This is a genomic window from Maribacter sp. 1_2014MBL_MicDiv (assembly GCF_001865655.1).
Lineage (GTDB): Bacteria > Bacteroidota > Bacteroidia > Flavobacteriales > Flavobacteriaceae > Maribacter > Maribacter dokdonensis.
On sequence record NZ_CP011318.1, the window covers coordinates 3,286,498 to 3,305,328 of the forward strand.

Here is an 18,831-nt window from a genome sequence, read left to right on the forward strand (position 1 = left end):
ATACAAATCACTTATTAATGAGCATTTATAAAGATTACCTTAAGGAGATTGAAGAACGTAAAAGTCAAGGTCTTCATCCAAAGCCGATAGATGGCGCTGATTTACTTAGCAAGATTATTGAACAAATTAAAGATGTAGATAATGAGTATAGAGAAGATTCTCTAAATTTCTTTATTTATAATGTGTTACCTGGTACTACTAGTGCTGCAGGTGTAAAGGCAGAATTTCTTAAAGAGATTGTCGTTGGTGAGTCTGTCGTGAAGGAAATTACGCCGGCTTTTGCATTGGAGCAGTTGTCGCATATGAAAGGCGGTCCGTCTATTAAGGTATTGTTAGATGTTGCTTTAGGTGATAACAAAGAATTGGCGTTGCAAGCCGCAAAGGTTTTAAAGACACAGGTGTTTTTATATGAGGCGGATACTGATCGTCTAGAAGAAGCACTTAAAAACGGAAGTGAAATAGCTAAAGATATTATTGAAAGCTATGCACAAGCCGAGTTTTTTACGAAACTACCGGAGATTGAAGAAGAAATAGAGGTGGTGACCTACATTGCCGGTGTTGGTGATATTTCAACCGATTTACTTTCTCCAGGGGGTGATGCACATTCAAGATCTGATCGTGAATTACATGGTCAATGTATTTTTGAGCATAACAAAGAAATGCAAAAAGAGGTGCTTGAACTAAAAGAAAAGCACCCTGACAAGCGTGTAATGCTTATTGCGGAAAAAGGAACAATGGGTGTTGGTTCTTCAAGAATGTCCGGTGTAAACAATGTTGCATTGTGGACCGGTATTTCCTCTAGCCCATATGTGCCATTTATCAATATTGCCCCGGTAATTGCGGGAACTAATGGTATTGCTCCAATTTTCTTAACAACCGTTGGTGTAACCGGAGGTATAGGATTAGATCTTAAAAACTGGGTACAGCAAAAAGATGAAAATGGTACCACTATTGTTGATGAAGACGGTGAACCAGTTTTAAAACAGATGTATTCTGTTGCCACGGGTACTGTCTTGACCATAAATACAAAAGAGAAAAAATTGTATCATGGTAAAGTTGAGTTGAAGGATGTTTCTGCAGCATTTACACCACAGAAAATGGAGTTCATGAAAGCAGGTGGTTCTTATGCTGTAGTTTTTGGAAAGAAACTACAAACTTTTGCCTGTAAGGTATTGGGTATAGATGTACCTCAAGTATATGCACCTTCAAAAGAGGTTTCTATTGAAGGACAAGGATTGACCGCGGTAGAGAAAATATTCAATAAGAATGCAGTGGGTACTTCTGGAGCTACTTTGCATGCAGGATCATATGTTCGTGCAGAAGTAAATATCGTAGGTTCTCAAGATACCACTGGTTTAATGACATCACAAGAATTGGAAATGATGGCTGCCACGGTAATTTCTCCAATTGTTGATGGTGCATATCAATCAGGTTGCCATACGGCATCTGTTTGGGATGATAAATCAAAAGCCAATATTCCTAGGCTTATGAAGTTTATGAACGACTTTGGTTTAATTACTGGTCGTGATCCAAAAGGGGTGTATTTTCCAATGACGGATGTAATCCATAAAGTATTAAATGATATCACTGTGGGTGATTGGGATATTATTATTGGTGGAGATTCTCACACCCGTATGTCTAAAGGTGTAGCCTTTGGTGCTGATTCTGGTACCGTTGCTTTGGCATTAGCTACAGGTGAGGCTTCTATGCCTATTCCTGAGTCGGTAAAAGTTACCTTTAAAGGGCAAATGAAGTCTTACATGGATTTTCGTGATGTAGTTCATGCGACACAACAACAAATGTTAAAGCAGTTTGGTGGTGAAAACGTATTTCAAGGTCGTGTAATCGAGGTTCATATCGGTACTTTAACAGCTGATCAAGCATTTACCTTTACTGATTGGACAGCAGAGATGAAGGCTAAGGCATCTATCTGTATCTCTGAAGATGAGACATTGATAGAATCTCTTGAAATTGCCAAAGGCCGTATTCAGATTATGATCGATAAAGGCATGGATAATGCTAAGCAAGTTTTAAAAGGACTTGTAGAAAAAGCGGAAACCAGAATTACTGAGCTTAAAACCGGTATTAGACCATCTTTAAGACCAGATGCCAATGCTAAGTATCATGCAGAAGTTATTATCGATTTAGATGAGATAGCTGAACCAATGATCGCTGATCCAGATGTAAATAACGAAGATGTTTCCAAGCGTTATACGCATGATACAATTAGACCTTTATCTTACTATGGTGGAACCAAAAAGGTGGACCTAGGTTTTGTAGGGTCTTGTATGGTGCATAAAGGCGATATGAAAATTTTGGCTCAAATGTTGAAAAATATCGAGGCACAACAAGGCAAAGTAACCTTCCAGGCGCCATTAGTTGTAGCACCACCAACATATAATATTGTAGACGAGTTAAAAGAAGAAGGTGATTGGGAGGTACTTCAAAAGTATTCAGGATTTGAATTTGATGATAGTGCGCCTAAAGGATTGGCACGTACTAAGTATGAAAACATGCTTTATCTAGAAAGACCAGGTTGTAACCTTTGTATGGGTAACCAGGAAAAAGCAGAGCCAGGAGACACGGTTATGGCAACATCAACTCGTTTGTTCCAAGGAAGGGTCGTAAAAGATTCTGGTGAGAAAAAAGGAGAATCTTTATTGTCTTCTACCCCTGTAGTGGTGCTATCTACCATTTTAGGAAGAACGCCAACTATGGCAGAATATGAAGCAGCAGTAGACGGTATTGTTTTAACGAAGTTTAAGCCATCAACAAAACAGTTGGTGAGATAATACATTGTATATAGCATAATGGAAAGCCCGGGCATGTTTGCTCGGGCTTTTTTTCTTCCATTTTTTATAATCATTCTTAATTTCATATGCGCTCTTAAATTCAACGTACATTTCGTATCTTGTACGGATAAGATAGATTAACAATTTTATAAATAAATTTTATGGCTTTTGACATAGATATGATTAAGAAGGTTTATGCTTCCATGGCGGAACGTGTAGACAAAGCAAGAGAGGTAGTGGGCAAACCACTTACTCTTTCAGAAAAGATTTTGTATTCTCATTTATGGGATGGTAGCCCTACTGAAGCATTTACCAGAGGAAAGGACTATGTAGATTTTGCTCCTGATCGTATTGCTTGTCAAGATGCTACGGCACAAATGGCGTTATTGCAATTTATGCAAGCTGGGAAGCCAAAAGTTGCAGTACCTACTACAGTTCATTGTGATCACTTGATCCAGGCTAAAAGTGGGGCAACTGCAGATTTAAAATCTGCAAATTCCACAAGTGCTGAAGTTTTTGACTTTCTTGAGTCTGTTTCAAATAAATATGGAATAGGTTTCTGGAAACCAGGTGCAGGTATTATTCACCAAGTGGTATTGGAAAATTATGCTTTCCCTGGTGGGATGATGATCGGTACCGATTCTCACACCGTGAACGCAGGTGGTTTAGGTATGGTCGCTATTGGTGTAGGTGGAGCAGATGCTGTTGACGTTATGGCGGGTATGGCTTGGGAACTTAAATTCCCAAAATTGATCGGTGTAAAATTGACCGGTAATATTTCTGGTTGGACCGCTCCTAAAGATGTTATTTTAAAAGTTGCCGAAATACTAACCGTAAAAGGTGGTACCGGTGCTATAGTTGAATATTTTGGTGAAGGAGCCAAAAATCTTTCCTGTACCGGTAAAGGTACCATTTGTAATATGGGTGCTGAAATAGGTGCTACGACGTCTACTTTTGGTTATGATGAGTCTATGGAGCGCTATTTAAGGGCTACGGACAGAGCTGATATTGCAGATGCCGCTAATAAGGTTAAAGAACATTTAACTGCAGATGCTGAGGTGTATGCAAATCCAGAACAATATTTTGACGAGGTAATCGAAATTAACCTTTCTGAATTGACTCCGTTATTGAATGGACCATTTACACCCGATCTTTCTACAAAAGTGGGTAGTGATATGACAGAAAAGGCTACATCTAATGAATGGCCGTTGGCTGTGGAGTGGGGGCTTATTGGTTCTTGTACCAACTCCTCTTATGAAGATTTGTCTAGAGCTTCTTCAATTGCGCAACAAGCTATTGATAAAGGATTAAAAATGAAAGCGGAATTAGGGATCAATCCTGGTTCTGAGCAAGTAAGATATACGGCAGATAGAGATGGTATTCTTGGAATTTTCGAGAAATTGGATGCTAAAATTTTCACGAACGCTTGTGGACCATGTATTGGACAGTGGGCGCGTTATAGCGATCCTAAAAATGCACCAAAGAACAGTATTGTACACTCATTTAATAGAAACTTTGCCAAAAGAGCGGATGGTAACCCTAACACGCATGCCTTTGTTGCATCGCCTGAGGTAACTGCTGCAATAGCTATTTCCGGTAGGTTGGATTTTAATCCAATGACCGATAAGTTGATCAACGAAAAAGGTGAAGAGGTGATGTTCGATGAGCCAACTGGTTGGGAACTTCCTCCAAAAGGTTTTGAGGTAGAGGACGCTGGTTATTTGGCTCCAAAAGAAGATGGATCTAGTGTTACCGTAAAAGTAGCTTCAGATTCAGAAAGATTGCAATTATTGGAACCGTTTACTCCTATTAAGGATGAAAGCTTAATGGGTGCAAAATTATTGATCAAAGCTTTTGGGAAATGTACTACAGACCATATATCTATGGCAGGACCGTGGTTGCGTTTCCGTGGTCATTTAGATAATATCTCTAATAACTGTTTAATTGGTGCCGTTAACGCGTTTGGAAAGAAAACCAATATGGTCAAAAATCAATTGACCGGTGAGTATGGAGGTGTTCCAGATACGGCACGTGCATACAAAGCGGCAGGTGTAAGAAGTATTGTAGTTGGTGATCATAACTATGGAGAAGGATCTTCACGTGAACACGCTGCTATGGAGCCTCGCCATTTAGGTGTAGCTGCGGTAATCGTGAAATCATTTGCACGTATTCATGAAACAAACCTTAAAAAACAAGGTATGCTAGGCTTAACATTTGCAAATGAAAATGATTACGACCTAATTCAAGAAGACGATACTTTTAATTTTATTGATATTGCTGATTTTGCGCCAGATAAGCCTTTAACGGTAGAAATAGTGCATGCTGATGGTAGTAAAGATGTAATTAAAGTAAACCATACTTATAATGACGCACAGATTGGTTGGTATAGAGAAGGTTCAGCTTTAAATGTGATTAAGAGAGAAAACGCATCTTAATACAACCTTTTAAAATTTATAAGGAAAACTCCTGATATTATTCAGGAGTTTTTTAGTTTTGACCCCTAGCTTACTTTTATGAAGAGACAAACGGTTTTTACCTTATTGATCATTGCATTCGTGCTTTCTTTTTTTGTGACACCCTTGGGTGATTATAGCAAAATTATGCTCAACAGGTTTTTTGCCACTTCACCAACCATAATTAAACCAGAAAAAAGAGGTAAGATTACTGACTATGACTGGAAGCTTAAAGATGAAAATTGGAAGTTTTTTAATTTTGATGAGGCAAAAGGAAAAGTAGTATTTATTACATTCTGGACATCGTGGCACATGCCTTCTCAAGCACAATTAAAAGATGTGCAATACTTGTATGGTACGTATGGCGACAAGATGAAATTCTACGTGATTACGAATGAGGAAAGAGCCCCTGTAGATTTATTTATGGAAGAACAAGGTTATACATTTCCGGTAACCTACCAAATAATTGGTGAGCCTAGTCCTATAGGCTTATTAAAGCCACCCGGGTCATATCTAATTGATAAAAATGGAGCTATTGTAATACATCAAAATGCAATTGCAGATTGGGATAATGATAAGATAGATAAGCTATTAAATAAGTTAATAGCGGAATAACCAATTACTTTTTAAAGTACTTAAAGGGAACAAATAGCATTCCAAAACATTCACCATCACCTTTGCCTAAGTGTTTATGATGCATTTTATGTGCTCTTCTAACACCTCTACTGTACCAGTTATTGGCATTTCTAAACAACTTAAAACGTTGATGGATAAAAATGTCATGCACTAAAAAGTAAGCAATACCATAGGCCAGAATTCCAAACCCCAACGGGTAGCCATACCAAAAACCTGTAGTGCCTGAATAAAACAATGACATACTTACAATGGCATAGAAAATAAAGAACAGGTCATTTCTCTCGAACCAAGAGTCATGATCTTTTTTATGATGATCTTTATGTAAACTCCAAAGAAATCCGTGCATTACATATTTGTGGGTAAACCACGCCATGAATTCCATAAATAGAAAAGTGCCTAAAAAAATCAATATCCAAATAACAATATCCATTACACTAAGTTCATTTTAAATTTAACGTATGAACGGGCCAATAGTCCAAATTTCTGGTAATTAGGCACCCTAATACGTGCATTCTTTATTTCTAGAGAGGGAGTGCCCTGTAGTTTTTTGAGTAGCTTAAAATAATATTTGTAAGCGGTATAAACACCAAATTTTGCTTCAGCTGGAAGCCCTACAATACCTTGGTATCCTAATTTAAAGTCTTCTTTTATTTCTTCAACAATGCGTTTTTTAGAGGCTTCGTCCAATTCCTTTAAATTAGTATTAGGAAAGTAGGATCTGTTCAATTCTTCGAAGTCGGCTTTTACATCTCTCAAGAAATTCACTTTTTGAAAAGCTGAACCTAAAGCCATGGCAGATTCTTTTAACTTGTTATAAGCTTCAACATCACCTTTAACAAAAACTTGCAAGCACATGAGACCTACAACGTCTGCAGACCCATAAATATATTCTTTGTATTCGGTATCTGTTCGGTATACATTCTTAAAAAGATCCATACGCATACTTTTCATGAAAGAATCTACAAGGTGTTTGGGAATATTGTATGTATGGTACGTATGTTGAAATGAGTTTAAAATTGGGTTAAGACTAATTCTGTCTTGTAAAGACGCCTCCAGTTCTTGCTCAAATTTATTAAACAGGACTTCTTTATCATAGTCATGAAAAGTGTCTACTATTTCATCTGCAAAACGTACAAAGCCATATATATTATAGATATGACTACGTATAGAAGGGTGTAGCATCTTTGTGGCGAGAGCAAAAGAGGTACTATATCGTTTGGTTACGATTTTACTACATTGGTACGAAACTTGATCAAAAGTATCTTTCATAAATTACTAATTATCCTTTATAATTAATTCTGACACTAGTTTACCGGAGATTAAGGCTGGGGGTACTCCTGGTCCAGGTACAGTCAGTTGTCCTGTAAAATATAAATCACCTACTTTTTTACTTCTAAGATTAGGTCTTAAAAATGCCGTTTGGGTCAAGGTATTTGCCATGCCATAGGCATTACCTTTATAAGAATTGTACCGATCAATAAAATCATTGACACAGAAAGTTTCCTTGAATATAATATTATTTCTAATGTCTTGGCCTGTTCTTTTTTCAAAACGATCCATAATTAAATCAAAATACTGATTTCTTAAAGCCTCGGTATCTTCTAGGTCAGTGGCAATGGGCACTAGAAAAAAACCTGTTTCACAACCCTTTGGGGCCATACTGCCATCTGTTACCGATGGGAAATTTGCATAGAACAAAGGATTTGTAGGCCATTGTGGTTTGTCATATATTTCCTTGGCATGTAATTCAAAATCGGTATCAAAAAACAGATTGTGATGTTCTACATTTTTCAATTTTGTATTGAACCCTATATAAAATAGTAAAGAAGATGGTGCGAAAACCTTTTTCTCCCAGTACGTCTTACTATACTGCTGATATTTGTCTTCTAGCAAACTTTCAGAGTGTTGATAATCTGCACCGCTCAGTACTTTGTCTGCGTGATGAACTTTGCCCTTACAAATAATACCGGTGGCCTTGCCATTAGTTACTTGTATTTGTTCTACCGTTGCATTGGTGTATATAACGACTCCTAATTCTTCTGCCAAATTTTTCATTGCTTTTATAACTTCGTACATACCACCTTTTGGATGCCAAGTACCTAAGCCAAAATCAGCAAAATTCATAAAATTGTAGAAAGAAGGCGTATTGCTTGGCTTTGCACCAAGAAACAAAACAGGAAATTCTAAAGTAGAAACCAATTTCGGATTTTTAAAAGACTTACGAACTTGTGAGCTAATGGTTTTAAAAAATTGATCAATTTTTAGAATAGTTTCTTTAGTAACCAATTCTAACGGTGAAAGACCTGGTCTTAGAACTACTTTGTTAATGGCAATGTCATAATTTTCCTGTGCTTTATCAATGAATTTTTTTAGTGCTTTTGAGCTTCCCGGCTCTATTCGTTCAAATTCATCACAAATTTTGGACATAGAATCACCAATGGTAATTACATCGTCACTGAAGAAAATTTTATAGGCAGGACTAAGTTTGTCCAGTTGATAATAATCTGAGGTTTGTTTATTGAAATCGGCAAAAAATTTATCAAAAATATCGGGCATCCAATACCAACTTGGACCCATATCAAAAGTAAATCCGTCTTTTACAAACTGTGAAGCCCTACCGCCAACAGATTCATTTTTTTCAAAAATGGAAACATTCCATCCATTTTTTGCTAAATAGCAAGCTGCGGATAAAGATGAAAATCCCGAACCTATTACTACACAACTTTTCTTCATTATTCTACAGATTATAAATTACTGACCAAGCTATCTATAGAGGTAAAAGTTCTACAGTAATTTGGCTTAACGGCGTCGTCAATAAAATTGATCTGTCTGCCCAAAATCCAGAAATTTGGATTTTGATAGTCTGCAACCAACTTGCTGAATTCTTCCAAATATTTATTTACACGATCCTTTTCTGGGAAAATGGTAAAGTATGAGACAAAATAAATGTCATCAAAATACTTTAGTACATCTTCTAAATTTTCTAAAGGTATTGTTGGACCTAAGTAAATACACTTATAACCTTTCAATATAATTTCATAGTTAATATAGAGCAATCCAATATCATGAATTTCGTTTTCTGGTAAGAAAGCTACAAAAACCTTATCTGTCTTTGTTGGTTCCAAGTGTTGTAATTTTTCAATATTCAGTAGTATCTTTTGTTTGATAAGACTGCTCATAAAATGCTCATGAGCAGGACTGATCGTATCTGTCTGCCATAAAAGACCAAGTTCGTTCAACAGGGGTACAAAGGTTTCCTTGAATATTTCCCTAAAGGAATTTTCACTTAGAAGGGCATTATAAGTATTGAAAAACATGGTTTGGTCAAAATTGACCATGGCTAATTTAAATGCGTTTATCGCTTGGCTTTTGTGACTATGCTTTGCTACAATTTCACGAACAACATATGGTATTTCTTTATCTGAAATTTTAGCAATTTTAGATATTTTGTGACCATTGTTGTAAAGTAACGTCACATTAAGCAATTTCTGTAAGCTAGCTAGACTATACGTTCTAATATTAGTATCTGTGCGTTCAGGAGATAAAAGATTATATCTTTTTTCCCAAATTCTAATGGTGTGTGCCTTAATACCAGAGAGGTTCTCCAAGTCTCTAATACTAAATTGTTTTTTTACATTGTTCATGTTTTTTGAAAAAGGATTAAACAAATCTACAATTTATTAAAACGCCTAGCAGTACCAAAAAGTTAAAATTATCAAAATAAAAAAAGGTTAGACCTTGGTCTAACCTTTTGTGCCCACGACTAGATTCGAACTAGCACGTCCTTACGAACACTACCCCCTCAAGGTAGCGTGTCTACCAATTTCACCACGTGGGCAAATGTGAAGTTTGTTGGATGGCAAATATAGAAACCTATAGTTCAAATTAAAATATATTAACCATAATTAATATGCTAATAGTTTTAAAATGAAAGAGACTGTTGGTAATGGGTTGGGGTAACACCTTTAATTTTTTTGAATTTTTTATTAAAGTTAGATATGGAATTGAAACCAGAAAGGTCTGCTACCTCATTAATGTTCAATTCTTTGTTTGAACTTAGCAGTTGACAAGCATGTGCTACACGTAACTCGATCAGGAATTGAAAAAATGTTTTGTTGGTACGTTGTTTAAAAAAGCGGCAAAATGCATTTGGTGTCATATAAGCCATTTTAGCAATTTGCTCTAACGAAATAGGCTGATGGAAGTTCTTCAACACAAAATCGAACACAATCTGTAAACGTTCACCTTCATTACTACTTAATGACTTGGAATAAACAAACCGACTCAATGTTTGCTTATTTGCTCGCCCTAGTTCATCTAATAATTCTAAAAATAAAATAAAGCGCTTAAGTTTATTTTGAGAGCTCAATTTTACAAGTTGCTGAGCAATTTTCCTTTGGTTTGTTTCTACTTTAAATCCTGCAGTGGCATTACTAAAAAAGGTTTTAAACTCATTAAAATAGGGGAGTTCAAAAAAATCTGCACCAAAAGACCGGGAAGTAAAGAACACGGTAAACATATGCGCGTCTTGTTCATTGAGAACACTTTTAAATACGTGAGGTAAGTTACCGCCTATTACGAAAATATCTCCTTTTGAAAATTGATGGACACTATCGCCTACCAATAACTTACCACTACCATTTATAATATGACTTATTTGAATTTCTTCATGTTGATGAAGTCTATTATAGAAAATAGGCTCTTTATCGACCTGAACGATTAAATGTTCATTTATAGGTTTTGGTATTTTAAAAGGATACACTTTCATGTGCATCTAAGTTAGCACTATATATTTTATATAGAATAATTACATGGTAATATAGTAACAAGTTTAGGTAATATGAATACACTTGATTGGTAAAGCCCATCTTATTTTTGGGTATCATCAAAAGAATATAAAATGAGTATATCATGGACAGGCGTTATGCCGGCAGTAACAACAAAATTTACCTATAAGGATGAATTGGATCTAGACATGTTTTCGGTCAATATAAAAGCCCAATTAGAAGCAGGAGTGAGTGGAATAATACTTGGAGGAACTTTGGGAGAAGCAAGCACACTTACGTATGATGAAAAAAAGGTTTTAATGAAAGAAACCGTGCAGTTGGTAGAAGGTAAGGTACCGGTTATTATCAATATTGCAGAGCAAACTACTAAAGATGCCAAACATGCGGCAGAGGTAGCGGAAGAATGCGGTGCTACTGGATTAATGATGTTGCCACCAATGCGGTATAAAGCTAATGATTATGAAACGGTAACCTATTTTAAGGAAACGGCAAATAGCACAAAATTGCCCATTATGATATATAACAATCCTGTAGATTACGGTATAATGGTCACATTGGAAATGTTGGACGAGTTAATGGTATGCAGTAACATACAGGCTGTTAAAGAATCAACAAGAGATATATCAAATATTACCCGTATAAAGACAAAATTTGGGGATAGGTTAAATGTACTGACCGGGGTTGATACGCTTGGGCTGGAAAGCACATTAATGGGTGCCGATGGTTGGGTTGCTGGATTGGTTTGTGCATTTCCTGCCGAGACTTGTGCCGTCTTTGAATTGGCAAAGGCAGGTCGCATAAAAGAGGCATTGGAAATTTACCGATGGTTTTTGCCATTGTTAGAGTTGGATATAAGTCCGCAATTGGTACAGAACATTAAAATGGCAGAAGTTGCTACGGGTATAGGCACAGAAAATGTTAGGGCACCTAGGTTACCTTTAGTAGGAGCTGAAAGAGAAAGAGTAGCCGCTATAATAAAACAGGGTATAGTTACAAGGCCTACATTACCAGATTATAAGAACTTGGCTTAAATTTTAAAACTCATACTAAAATATGTTGCGCCTGAAACTTTAGTGAAATGTAAACAGAATGTAGAAATTTGTTACGGGTACTTTCTTTACTTTTGGGTAACACGATAAAAATAAAAAATGATCAGCGGTACAAATGCAATAGGGAATAAAGCTTCTAAACAAGGTGAGAGAACGTTCAAGACTTTTGATCCTAAAAATAATGAGAACACGGAATGGACATTCTATGAGGCTACAATTAATGAAATCAATGAAGCAGTTGCTTTGGCAACGGATGCCTATGCAGTTTATAAAGATTATTCAGGAGAAAAAAAAGCTGAGTTTTTAGAAGCTATTGCAGATGAAATAGAAGCTTTAGGGGATGAGCTGATAAACACGTATTGCAGAGAGTCTGGTCTGCCCCAAGGAAGAGCGGTGGGCGAGCGTGGCAGAACTATGGGACAATTACGAGCTTTTGCAACCTTGATTAAACAAGGGTCATGGGTAGAAGCCGTTATTGAAAAAGCACAACCAGATAGAGAGCCATTGCCAAAATCTGACATAAGAAAAATGCTATTTCCGTTGGGTCCAGTAGTGGTATTTGGTGCCAGTAATTTTCCTTTGGCATTTTCTACGGCGGGTGGAGACACGGCAAGTGCTCTAGCCGCAGGATGTCCCGTAATCGTAAAAAGTCACCCTATGCATGCTGGTACAGGTGAACTTGTTTCTTCAGCAATCATTAAAGCGGCGAAGAGGACAGGTATGCCCAATGGTGTATTTTCTAATTTAAATAGCGGTGGTATTGAAGTTGGCCAGCAGTTGGTAAAACACCCAAAAGTAAAGGCCGTAGGTTTTACCGGAAGTATACATGGTGGAACCGCACTTTATAAATTGGCTAACGAAAGAGATGAGCCAATACCGGTATTTGCAGAAATGGGAAGTATAAACCCAGTGGTTTTGCTGCCATCGGCATTAGAACAAGAAGGTGATACTTGGGCAACTAAATACGCTTCGTCAATTACTTTAGGTGCGGGTCAGTTTTGTACAAATCCGGGATTGATTTTAGGAGTACAAGGAGAACATCTTAATGAATTCATAGATACTTTGTCTAAGGAGATTCTAAAATTGGAGCCAACAACCATGCTCCATCCTAATATATATGCTAAATATGTGGAAGGTAAAAAGGAACTTTCGGAGCAAGATGGAGTGGTAATTACTGCCGAGTATAAGAATGATGTCAAGGTTAATAGTGGTCAGCCTTTAATTTTAAAAGTAAGTGGTTCGGATTTTTTAGCGAATACAAAATTGCATAGAGAGGTATTTGGACCTTTCTCTATAGTGGTCATGTGTAAAGATGGCGCTGAGATGGAAGATATCATCAACCATTTGGAAGGTCAATTAACGGGAACAATTTTGGGCAGTGAAGAAGAACTGGAATTGAACGCTGGAGTTGTGGATGCATTAAAGGGCAGAGTAGGTCGCATACTGTTCAATGGTGTACCCACAGGTGTAGAGGTAAATTCTTCTATGGTGCATGGCGGACCATACCCGGCTTCTACAGATTCTCGTTTTACATCGGTTGGTACATCTGCCATACGAAGATGGGTACGCCCGGTGTCATATCAAGATTGGCCTAATAGACTTTTGCCAGATGCACTGAAAAATGAAAATCCCCTAGGTATAACGCGTCTTGTAGAAGGTGTTTATACAAATACGGAAATTTAGGTTCAGCTACATGTAGTTTAAGATTTTAGTTATTATGGCTAGTAGTACTTTTGTTTGTATTGATGCCCACACCTGTGGTAATCCCGTTAGGGTGATAAAACATGGCGGACCAAATTTGGTGGGTGCTACAATGAGTGAAAAGCGACAGCACTTTTTAAAAGAATATGATTGGATCAGAAAAGGGCTTATGTATGAACCTCGCGGTCATGATATGATGAGTGGTAGTATATTTTACCCTCCAAGTAATCCCTATAATGATTTTGGTATTTTGTTTATTGAAACCAGTGGTTGTCTACCCATGTGCGGGCACGGGACCATCGGGGCAATTACTATAGGTATTGAAGAAGGGCTAATTGTGCCAAAAACACCTGGTATTGTTCGTATGGAGACTCCTGCAGGATTGGTACATATAACATACAAGCAAACAGGTACAAAAGTAGACTGGGTAAAACTGACCAATGTAAAATCATATTTAGCTGCTACAGATTTGACTATAGAATCTTCACACTTGGGCGAATTGACTTTTGATGTTGGTTATGGGGGTAATTTTTATGCCATTGTGGATCCGCAAAAGAATTTTAGTGGAATACAAGATTTTTCAGCAAGCCAGTTAATTCAATATAGTCAAGAACTCAGGGAAAACATAAATGCTAAATATCCCCAAATGTTTATTCACCCAGAAGATGCTACCATAAAGAATGTAACCCATATGTTATGGACGGGAAATACTATCTCTGAAAAGGCTAACGCCAGAAATGCGGTATTTTACGGTGATAAAGCAATAGATAGGTCGCCTTGCGGTACAGGTACTTCTGCTAGAATGGCACAATGGCATGCAAAGGGGAAATTAAATGTGGGTGAAGATTTTGTTCATGAAAGTTATATAGGCTCACAATTTATTGGTAAAGTAGAAGAGGAGACCACCCTAGCCGGCAAGCTTGCGATTATACCCAGCATAAAAGGTTGGGCAAAAATTTATGGAAAGAATACCATTACCATAGATGATGATGATCCCTATGCTCACGGATTTCAGGTCATATAAATTATAGAAAATAGTAGATGAAGAATGTAATAATAATTGGCGGTGGCATTGTTGGTTTAAGTACAGCTTATTATTTGAACAAAGAAGGTTATGAGGTTACAGTAATAGATAAAGGCAATATTAGCTCTGGTGCTTCATTTGTAAATGCAGGTTACATAACTCCAAGTCATATTATTCCTTTGGCCTCCCCAGGTATGATCGCAAAGGGAATTAAAATGATGTTCAATTCTGCGAGCCCTTTTTATATGAAACCTAGGTTAGATGTAGATTTTTTAAAATGGTCATGGTATTTTCATAAATCTTCTACTGAGGCAAAGGTTGAAAAGGCCATAGGGGTAATTAAGGATATTAATTTATTAAGCAGGGAATTATTTACGGATATTAAGAATTCAGGTGATCTTGGCAATTTTCAGTTAGAGCGAAAAGGGCTATTAATGCTATACAAAACGGAAGAGAGTTATTTTCATGAAAAAAAGGTGGCCTATAGAGTGGCACAAGAAGGTTTAGAGGTTACCGACTTAAACAAAGACGAATTAAGAAATATTGAGCCTCATGTAAATATCGATGCAGAAGGTGCTATACATTATGAGTGTGACGCTCATACCACACCAAATGAGATAATGCCTAAACTATTGGCGTATTTAAAGCAAAGTGGTGTAATCATAAAAACCCAAGAAGAGGTCGTTGATCTAAAGACATCAAATAATAGAATAAAAGAAATTATTACCAATAAACAATCTTATACACCTGATGAGGTAGTATTGGCGGCAGGCTCATGGAGCGGTGATCTTGCAAAGCGTTTACATTTAAAGTTATCTTTACAAGGAGGTAAAGGCTACAGTATTAATGTAGCTAGGGAAACGGGTATTTCTGTTCCGGCCATATTAATGGAATCTAAAATGGCGGTAACACCCATGAGGGGTTTTACAAGATTTGCGGGCACTATGGAGTTTTCAGGTAATAACACTATTATAAGGAAAGAAAGGGTTGCGGCAATAGCTAATGGGGCAAGTTCTTTTTACCCTGACCTGAAGATCAATGAGGCCGAAATTAAAAGTGTTAAAACAGGTCTACGACCAGTTTCTCCAGATGGGTTACCATATATAGGTAGATCGGCAAGTATTAAGAACTTAACAATTGGTACTGGTCATGCCATGATGGGGTGGAGTTTGGGACCTGCTACTGGTAAGTTAATTACAGAGTTACTGTCTGGTAATAAGACTTCTATGGACATTTCTTCCTTCGATATACAACGTAGTTTTACATGATTGCTTAAAAAGTTTAACGTTAGATAAATACCATTCACCGACACTTAAGCGTCATTCACCTACACTGGTCAATTTATTTGTGACTTATCTCTGACATTTGTAGTATCAAAATGAACAACAATGGATATTTTACTAATAGAAGACGATTTAATAGAAGTAATGAAGTTGAAACGAACTGTTTCTAAACTTAATTTAAAGCATTCAATCGTTGAGGCAAAAAATGGAGAATCTGCTCTAACGTATTTAAGATCTGGTGAAAAACTTCCAGATATCATTCTATTGGATTTGAACATGCCAAGAATGAATGGTATAGAGTTCTTATCCATTTTAAAGGAAGATGAGCATCTAAGATACTTACCTACCATAATTTTAACTACTTCAGAAAATAGAGCAGATTTATTAAAATGCTACGAAGTTGGTATAGCCGGTTATGTTATAAAACCGCTGAAATATGAGGATTATGAGTACAAACTTAATGCTGTTTTAGAGTACTGGAGTGTTAACCAACTAGTGAAAGGCTAACAAAAAAGCTCATTTCACAACATTTTCCTGCATTTTCGTATTAATTTTCCTACGTTTGAATAACGTTATTAAAAAATTGAAATGAAGGGAATTGTATTTACCGAGTTTTTAGAAATGGTCGAATCTGAATTTGGATTAGAGACCGTTGATAATATTATTGAAAAAGCAGATTTGCCTTCTCAAGGCATTTATACCTCTGTGGCTACCTACGAATTTAATGAGATGGTAGCTTTAGTTACCCAGTTGAGTGAAGAGGTAGATTTACCTGCTGGTGACTTAATATACGCATTTGGACTTTATTTATTCTCAAGTTTAAAAAATGCTCATCCAGAGGTAATACAAAGTTATTTATCTCCCATTAGTCTTTTATATTCCATAGAAGACCATATACATGTACACGTTAAAAAATTATATCCGGAAGCAGAATTACCTACATTCAAAATTCTTGAAAAAACGGATAATTCCATTTCTATGATCTATAGTTCTTCTAGAGGATTGTATAGGCTGGCTCATGGCTTAATTGAAAAAGCATTTGAGCATTTTAATGGTAAGGCCAATATCACATACGAACTTTTAAAAGATGATGGTACAGAAGTAAAATTTGACGTAGTACAACATGGATAGTAAAGAAGTTGTTCTTTTAAAGAAGGCCCTTGAAAGACAAAAGAAAGCCCGCCAACAAGCTGAAAGGATTTTAGAGGAAAAATCTAATGAGCTTTACGAAGTGGCAAGTCATTTAAGGGAGTCTAATGCCAAGCTTGAAAATTTATTGAGCGAAAAAACGTCTGAACTAGATGGCGTATTCATTAACATCATAGATCCTTATGTTGTTATGGACTTATCCTTCAATGTGGTAAGCATGAATCAATCTGCAAAAAACTTTTTAGGTTACGATCATAATAAAGAGGAGATCAACCTTTGGAAAATGGTACATAAAGATTACATGGAGTATACCATAGAATCTTTTAGTAGCTTAAAAGAAGTTGGGCAGCTTAAAAATTATAGAGCTAAAATATTGGTGAAGGACAACGTTGAAAAATGGGTGGAAATCAATGCTAGCTTAGTATTCAATAAAGAAAAACAACCTGTTGCAGCTCAAGGTATTGTGAGGGATATTACCCAAGAAATGGAGGTGAGGGAGTTGTTGTCAGAACAGAAAAGACAATTAGATGTAATTGTAAATAGCTCACCGCTAGGTATTATTCTTGCAGATGCCAATAAAATTTTAAAGGTCAATTATACAATGACCTCCTTATTGGGCTATAGTCTTAATAGCTTCATGAAAATGAATGTTAAGGATTTTACGGATAAGGAAAGTATAGAACTAGCCAATGAATTCACCACTAAACTGAACAATGGTGAAATTGATAATTATACCATTCATCAGAAGTTCATAAAGAACGATGGGGAAAAACTACAAATTAAATTATCTGTCAACGCGGTAAGAAATATATATAGGGAAATCAGCTATATCGTTATGATGGTTGAAGATATTACCCAACAATTAGAAGCAGAAGAGCGTTTAAAATCTGAAAGGGAAAAGTATAGCAGTATTATCGCCAACATGAACCTTGGTTTGATAGAGGCCAACAAGCAGGGTGTAATACAGTTGGTAAACCAGAGCTTTTGTGAAATGATCGGTTATGAAGAAAATGAATTGCTTGGTATTGATGCCAAGGATATTGTAAGTTTTGATGATAAAAGTAAGGTCTCAGATAAAATTGAAACACGTAAATCTGGTAAATCTGATTCTTATGAATTAGAGGTTGTTACCAAATGTGGTGAAAAAAGACATTGGTTGGCGAGTGTGGCACCCAGGTACAATAAACACCATGAAGTAATTGGTTCTATTGGTATTTCTTTAGATGTTACCAAACAAAAAGAATTAGAACTTCAAAAAGAGAAATTGGTAAAGGATCTAGAGAACAGTAATCAAGGTTTACAAGAATACGCACATATTGTTTCTCATGACCTTAAATCACCTCTTAGGAGTATTAGTGCCCTTGCAACTTGGCTAAGCGATGATTATAAAGATGTTTTAGATGAAGGTGGTAAGCAGAATTTAGAACTTATGCAAGAGAAAGTAGCTTCTATGGACAAGTTAATCCATGGCATACTAGAGTATTCTACGGCAAACAGCTCTGCCTTGGATAATTCTAAAGTAGATTTGAACAGTGTCATCGCAGATATCGGCGAAACTATTTATATACCTGATCACGTTCAATTGAAAGTACCAAAATCATTGCCTACCATAATGGCAGATCGAATTAAGGTTCATCAGGTTTTTCAAAATATAATTGGTAATGCGGTAGTCCATATTGAAAGAGAAGTTGGTTTAGTAGAAGTACTTTATAATGATACTGGAGATTACTGGCAATTTACCATCAGTGATAATGGGGTAGGAATTCCAGAAGAGTATCACAAGAAAATATTCGACATCTTTCAATCTATAGGTAATAATGAAAGGTCAACGGGTATAGGTTTATCGATCGTTAAAAAAATAATTGATCGTTACCAAGGAAAAGTCTGGGTAGACAGTGTAGTAGGCGAGGGTACCCAGTTTCATTTTACCATAAAGAAAGACCATAACGAATAAGGA

15 protein-coding genes and 1 tRNA gene are annotated in these 18,831 nt (G+C 36.5%); 10 read left to right on the forward strand and 6 right to left on the reverse strand.

Annotated features, from left to right (window positions below):
* Positions 1-17 precede the first annotated feature (17 nt).
* The 3 genes from YQ22_RS13885 to YQ22_RS13895 all read left to right on the forward strand — a co-directional run bounded on the left by YQ22_RS13885 (position 18) and on the right by YQ22_RS13895 (position 5,860).
* Positions 18-2,792, forward strand: a complete 2,775-nt coding sequence (locus tag YQ22_RS13885) for a bifunctional aconitate hydratase 2/2-methylisocitrate dehydratase (RefSeq protein WP_071341670.1) — start codon at positions 18-20, stop codon at positions 2,790-2,792.
* A gap of 161 nt (positions 2,793-2,953) precedes the next feature.
* Positions 2,954-5,227, forward strand: a complete 2,274-nt coding sequence (locus YQ22_RS13890) for an aconitate hydratase (RefSeq protein ID WP_071341671.1) — start codon at positions 2,954-2,956, stop codon at positions 5,225-5,227.
* 78 nt (positions 5,228-5,305) lie between these two features.
* The gene (locus tag YQ22_RS13895) at positions 5,306-5,860 is read left to right on the forward strand and encodes a TlpA family protein disulfide reductase (protein WP_071341672.1); all 555 of its coding nucleotides are present in this window, start codon (positions 5,306-5,308) and stop codon (positions 5,858-5,860) included.
* Between the two features lie 4 nt (positions 5,861-5,864).
* Here the strand turns inward: YQ22_RS13895 and YQ22_RS13900 are convergent, their stop codons facing one another.
* From YQ22_RS13900 to YQ22_RS13925, 6 genes are all read right to left on the reverse strand, one after another.
* Positions 5,865-6,311, reverse strand: coding sequence for a sterol desaturase family protein (locus YQ22_RS13900; RefSeq protein ID WP_058103451.1), 447 nt, complete (start codon positions 6,309-6,311; stop codon positions 5,865-5,867).
* Positions 6,311-7,150, reverse strand: coding sequence for a phytoene/squalene synthase family protein (locus tag YQ22_RS13905; RefSeq protein WP_071341673.1), 840 nt, complete (start codon positions 7,148-7,150; stop codon positions 6,311-6,313). The genes YQ22_RS13900 and YQ22_RS13905 overlap by 1 nt, the downstream gene beginning before the upstream one ends.
* A gap of 6 nt (positions 7,151-7,156) precedes the next feature.
* Positions 7,157-8,614 carry a phytoene desaturase family protein gene (locus tag YQ22_RS13910; protein WP_071341674.1) on the reverse strand — a complete coding sequence of 486 codons (1,458 nt, stop codon included), beginning with the start codon at positions 8,612-8,614 and terminating at the stop codon, positions 7,157-7,159.
* Positions 8,615-8,625: 11 nt separating this feature from the next.
* The gene (locus tag YQ22_RS13915) at positions 8,626-9,525 is read right to left on the reverse strand and encodes a MerR family transcriptional regulator (RefSeq protein ID WP_071341675.1); all 900 of its coding nucleotides are present in this window, start codon (positions 9,523-9,525) and stop codon (positions 8,626-8,628) included.
* Positions 9,526-9,635: 110 nt separating this feature from the next.
* Positions 9,636-9,719 (reverse strand) — tRNA-Leu (locus tag YQ22_RS13920).
* Between the two features lie 84 nt (positions 9,720-9,803).
* A complete protein-coding gene (locus YQ22_RS13925) occupies positions 9,804-10,649 on the reverse strand; it encodes an AraC family transcriptional regulator (RefSeq protein ID WP_071341676.1) in 846 nt (281 codons plus the stop codon).
* A gap of 132 nt (positions 10,650-10,781) precedes the next feature.
* Here YQ22_RS13925 and YQ22_RS13930 point away from each other — a divergent pair, with 132 nt between their 5' ends.
* The 7 genes from YQ22_RS13930 (at position 10,782) to YQ22_RS13960 (ending at position 18,828) form a co-directional block, all read left to right on the forward strand.
* Complete coding sequence (locus tag YQ22_RS13930) at positions 10,782-11,699, forward strand: dihydrodipicolinate synthase family protein (RefSeq protein WP_071341677.1); 918 nt, start codon at positions 10,782-10,784, stop codon at positions 11,697-11,699.
* A gap of 117 nt (positions 11,700-11,816) precedes the next feature.
* Positions 11,817-13,400 (forward strand): aldehyde dehydrogenase (NADP(+)), encoded by a 1,584-nt coding sequence (locus tag YQ22_RS13935; protein ID WP_071341678.1) that lies wholly within the window; start codon positions 11,817-11,819, stop codon positions 13,398-13,400.
* Between the two features lie 34 nt (positions 13,401-13,434).
* Positions 13,435-14,442 carry a 4-hydroxyproline epimerase gene (locus tag YQ22_RS13940; RefSeq protein ID WP_071341679.1) on the forward strand — a complete coding sequence of 336 codons (1,008 nt, stop codon included), beginning with the start codon at positions 13,435-13,437 and terminating at the stop codon, positions 14,440-14,442.
* 17 nt (positions 14,443-14,459) lie between these two features.
* A complete protein-coding gene (locus YQ22_RS13945) occupies positions 14,460-15,710 on the forward strand; it encodes an NAD(P)/FAD-dependent oxidoreductase (protein ID WP_071341680.1) in 1,251 nt (416 codons plus the stop codon).
* Positions 15,711-15,830: 120 nt separating this feature from the next.
* Complete coding sequence (locus YQ22_RS13950; protein WP_058103442.1) at positions 15,831-16,232, forward strand: response regulator; 402 nt, start codon at positions 15,831-15,833, stop codon at positions 16,230-16,232.
* Positions 16,233-16,313: 81 nt separating this feature from the next.
* On the forward strand, positions 16,314-16,856 hold the full coding sequence (locus YQ22_RS13955) for a heme NO-binding domain-containing protein (protein ID WP_071341681.1): 543 nt from the start codon (positions 16,314-16,316) through the stop codon (positions 16,854-16,856).
* On the forward strand, positions 16,849-18,828 hold the full coding sequence (locus YQ22_RS13960) for a PAS domain-containing sensor histidine kinase (RefSeq protein ID WP_071341682.1): 1,980 nt from the start codon (positions 16,849-16,851) through the stop codon (positions 18,826-18,828). Before YQ22_RS13955 ends, YQ22_RS13960 begins: the two co-directional genes overlap by 8 nt.
* Positions 18,829-18,831: the final 3 nt, after the last annotated feature.

Bases quoted from the DNA above. Each gene is read 5' to 3' on its own strand.
- YQ22_RS13955 (WP_071341681.1), top strand. From the start codon at position 16,314: ATGAAGGGAATTGTATTTACCGAGTTTTTAGAAATGGTCGAATCTGAA.
- YQ22_RS13900 (WP_058103451.1), bottom strand. From the start codon at position 6,311: ATGGATATTGTTATTTGGATATTGATTTTTTTAGGCACTTTTCTATTT.
- YQ22_RS13895 (WP_071341672.1), top strand. From the start codon at position 5,306: ATGAAGAGACAAACGGTTTTTACCTTATTGATCATTGCATTCGTGCTT.
- YQ22_RS13910 (WP_071341674.1), bottom strand. From the start codon at position 8,614: ATGAAGAAAAGTTGTGTAGTAATAGGTTCGGGATTTTCATCTTTATCC.
- YQ22_RS13885 (WP_071341670.1), top strand. From the start codon at position 18: ATGAGCATTTATAAAGATTACCTTAAGGAGATTGAAGAACGTAAAAGT.
- YQ22_RS13925 (WP_071341676.1), bottom strand. From the start codon at position 10,649: ATGAAAGTGTATCCTTTTAAAATACCAAAACCTATAAATGAACATTTA.
- YQ22_RS13930 (WP_071341677.1), top strand. From the start codon at position 10,782: ATGAGTATATCATGGACAGGCGTTATGCCGGCAGTAACAACAAAATTT.
- YQ22_RS13915 (WP_071341675.1), bottom strand. From the start codon at position 9,525: ATGAACAATGTAAAAAAACAATTTAGTATTAGAGACTTGGAGAACCTC.
- YQ22_RS13945 (WP_071341680.1), top strand. From the start codon at position 14,460: ATGAAGAATGTAATAATAATTGGCGGTGGCATTGTTGGTTTAAGTACA.
- YQ22_RS13890 (WP_071341671.1), top strand. From the start codon at position 2,954: ATGGCTTTTGACATAGATATGATTAAGAAGGTTTATGCTTCCATGGCG.
- YQ22_RS13940 (WP_071341679.1), top strand. From the start codon at position 13,435: ATGGCTAGTAGTACTTTTGTTTGTATTGATGCCCACACCTGTGGTAAT.
- YQ22_RS13935 (WP_071341678.1), top strand. From the start codon at position 11,817: ATGATCAGCGGTACAAATGCAATAGGGAATAAAGCTTCTAAACAAGGT.
- YQ22_RS13905 (WP_071341673.1), bottom strand. From the start codon at position 7,150: ATGAAAGATACTTTTGATCAAGTTTCGTACCAATGTAGTAAAATCGTA.
- YQ22_RS13960 (WP_071341682.1), top strand. From the start codon at position 16,849: ATGGATAGTAAAGAAGTTGTTCTTTTAAAGAAGGCCCTTGAAAGACAA.
- YQ22_RS13950 (WP_058103442.1), top strand. From the start codon at position 15,831: ATGGATATTTTACTAATAGAAGACGATTTAATAGAAGTAATGAAGTTG.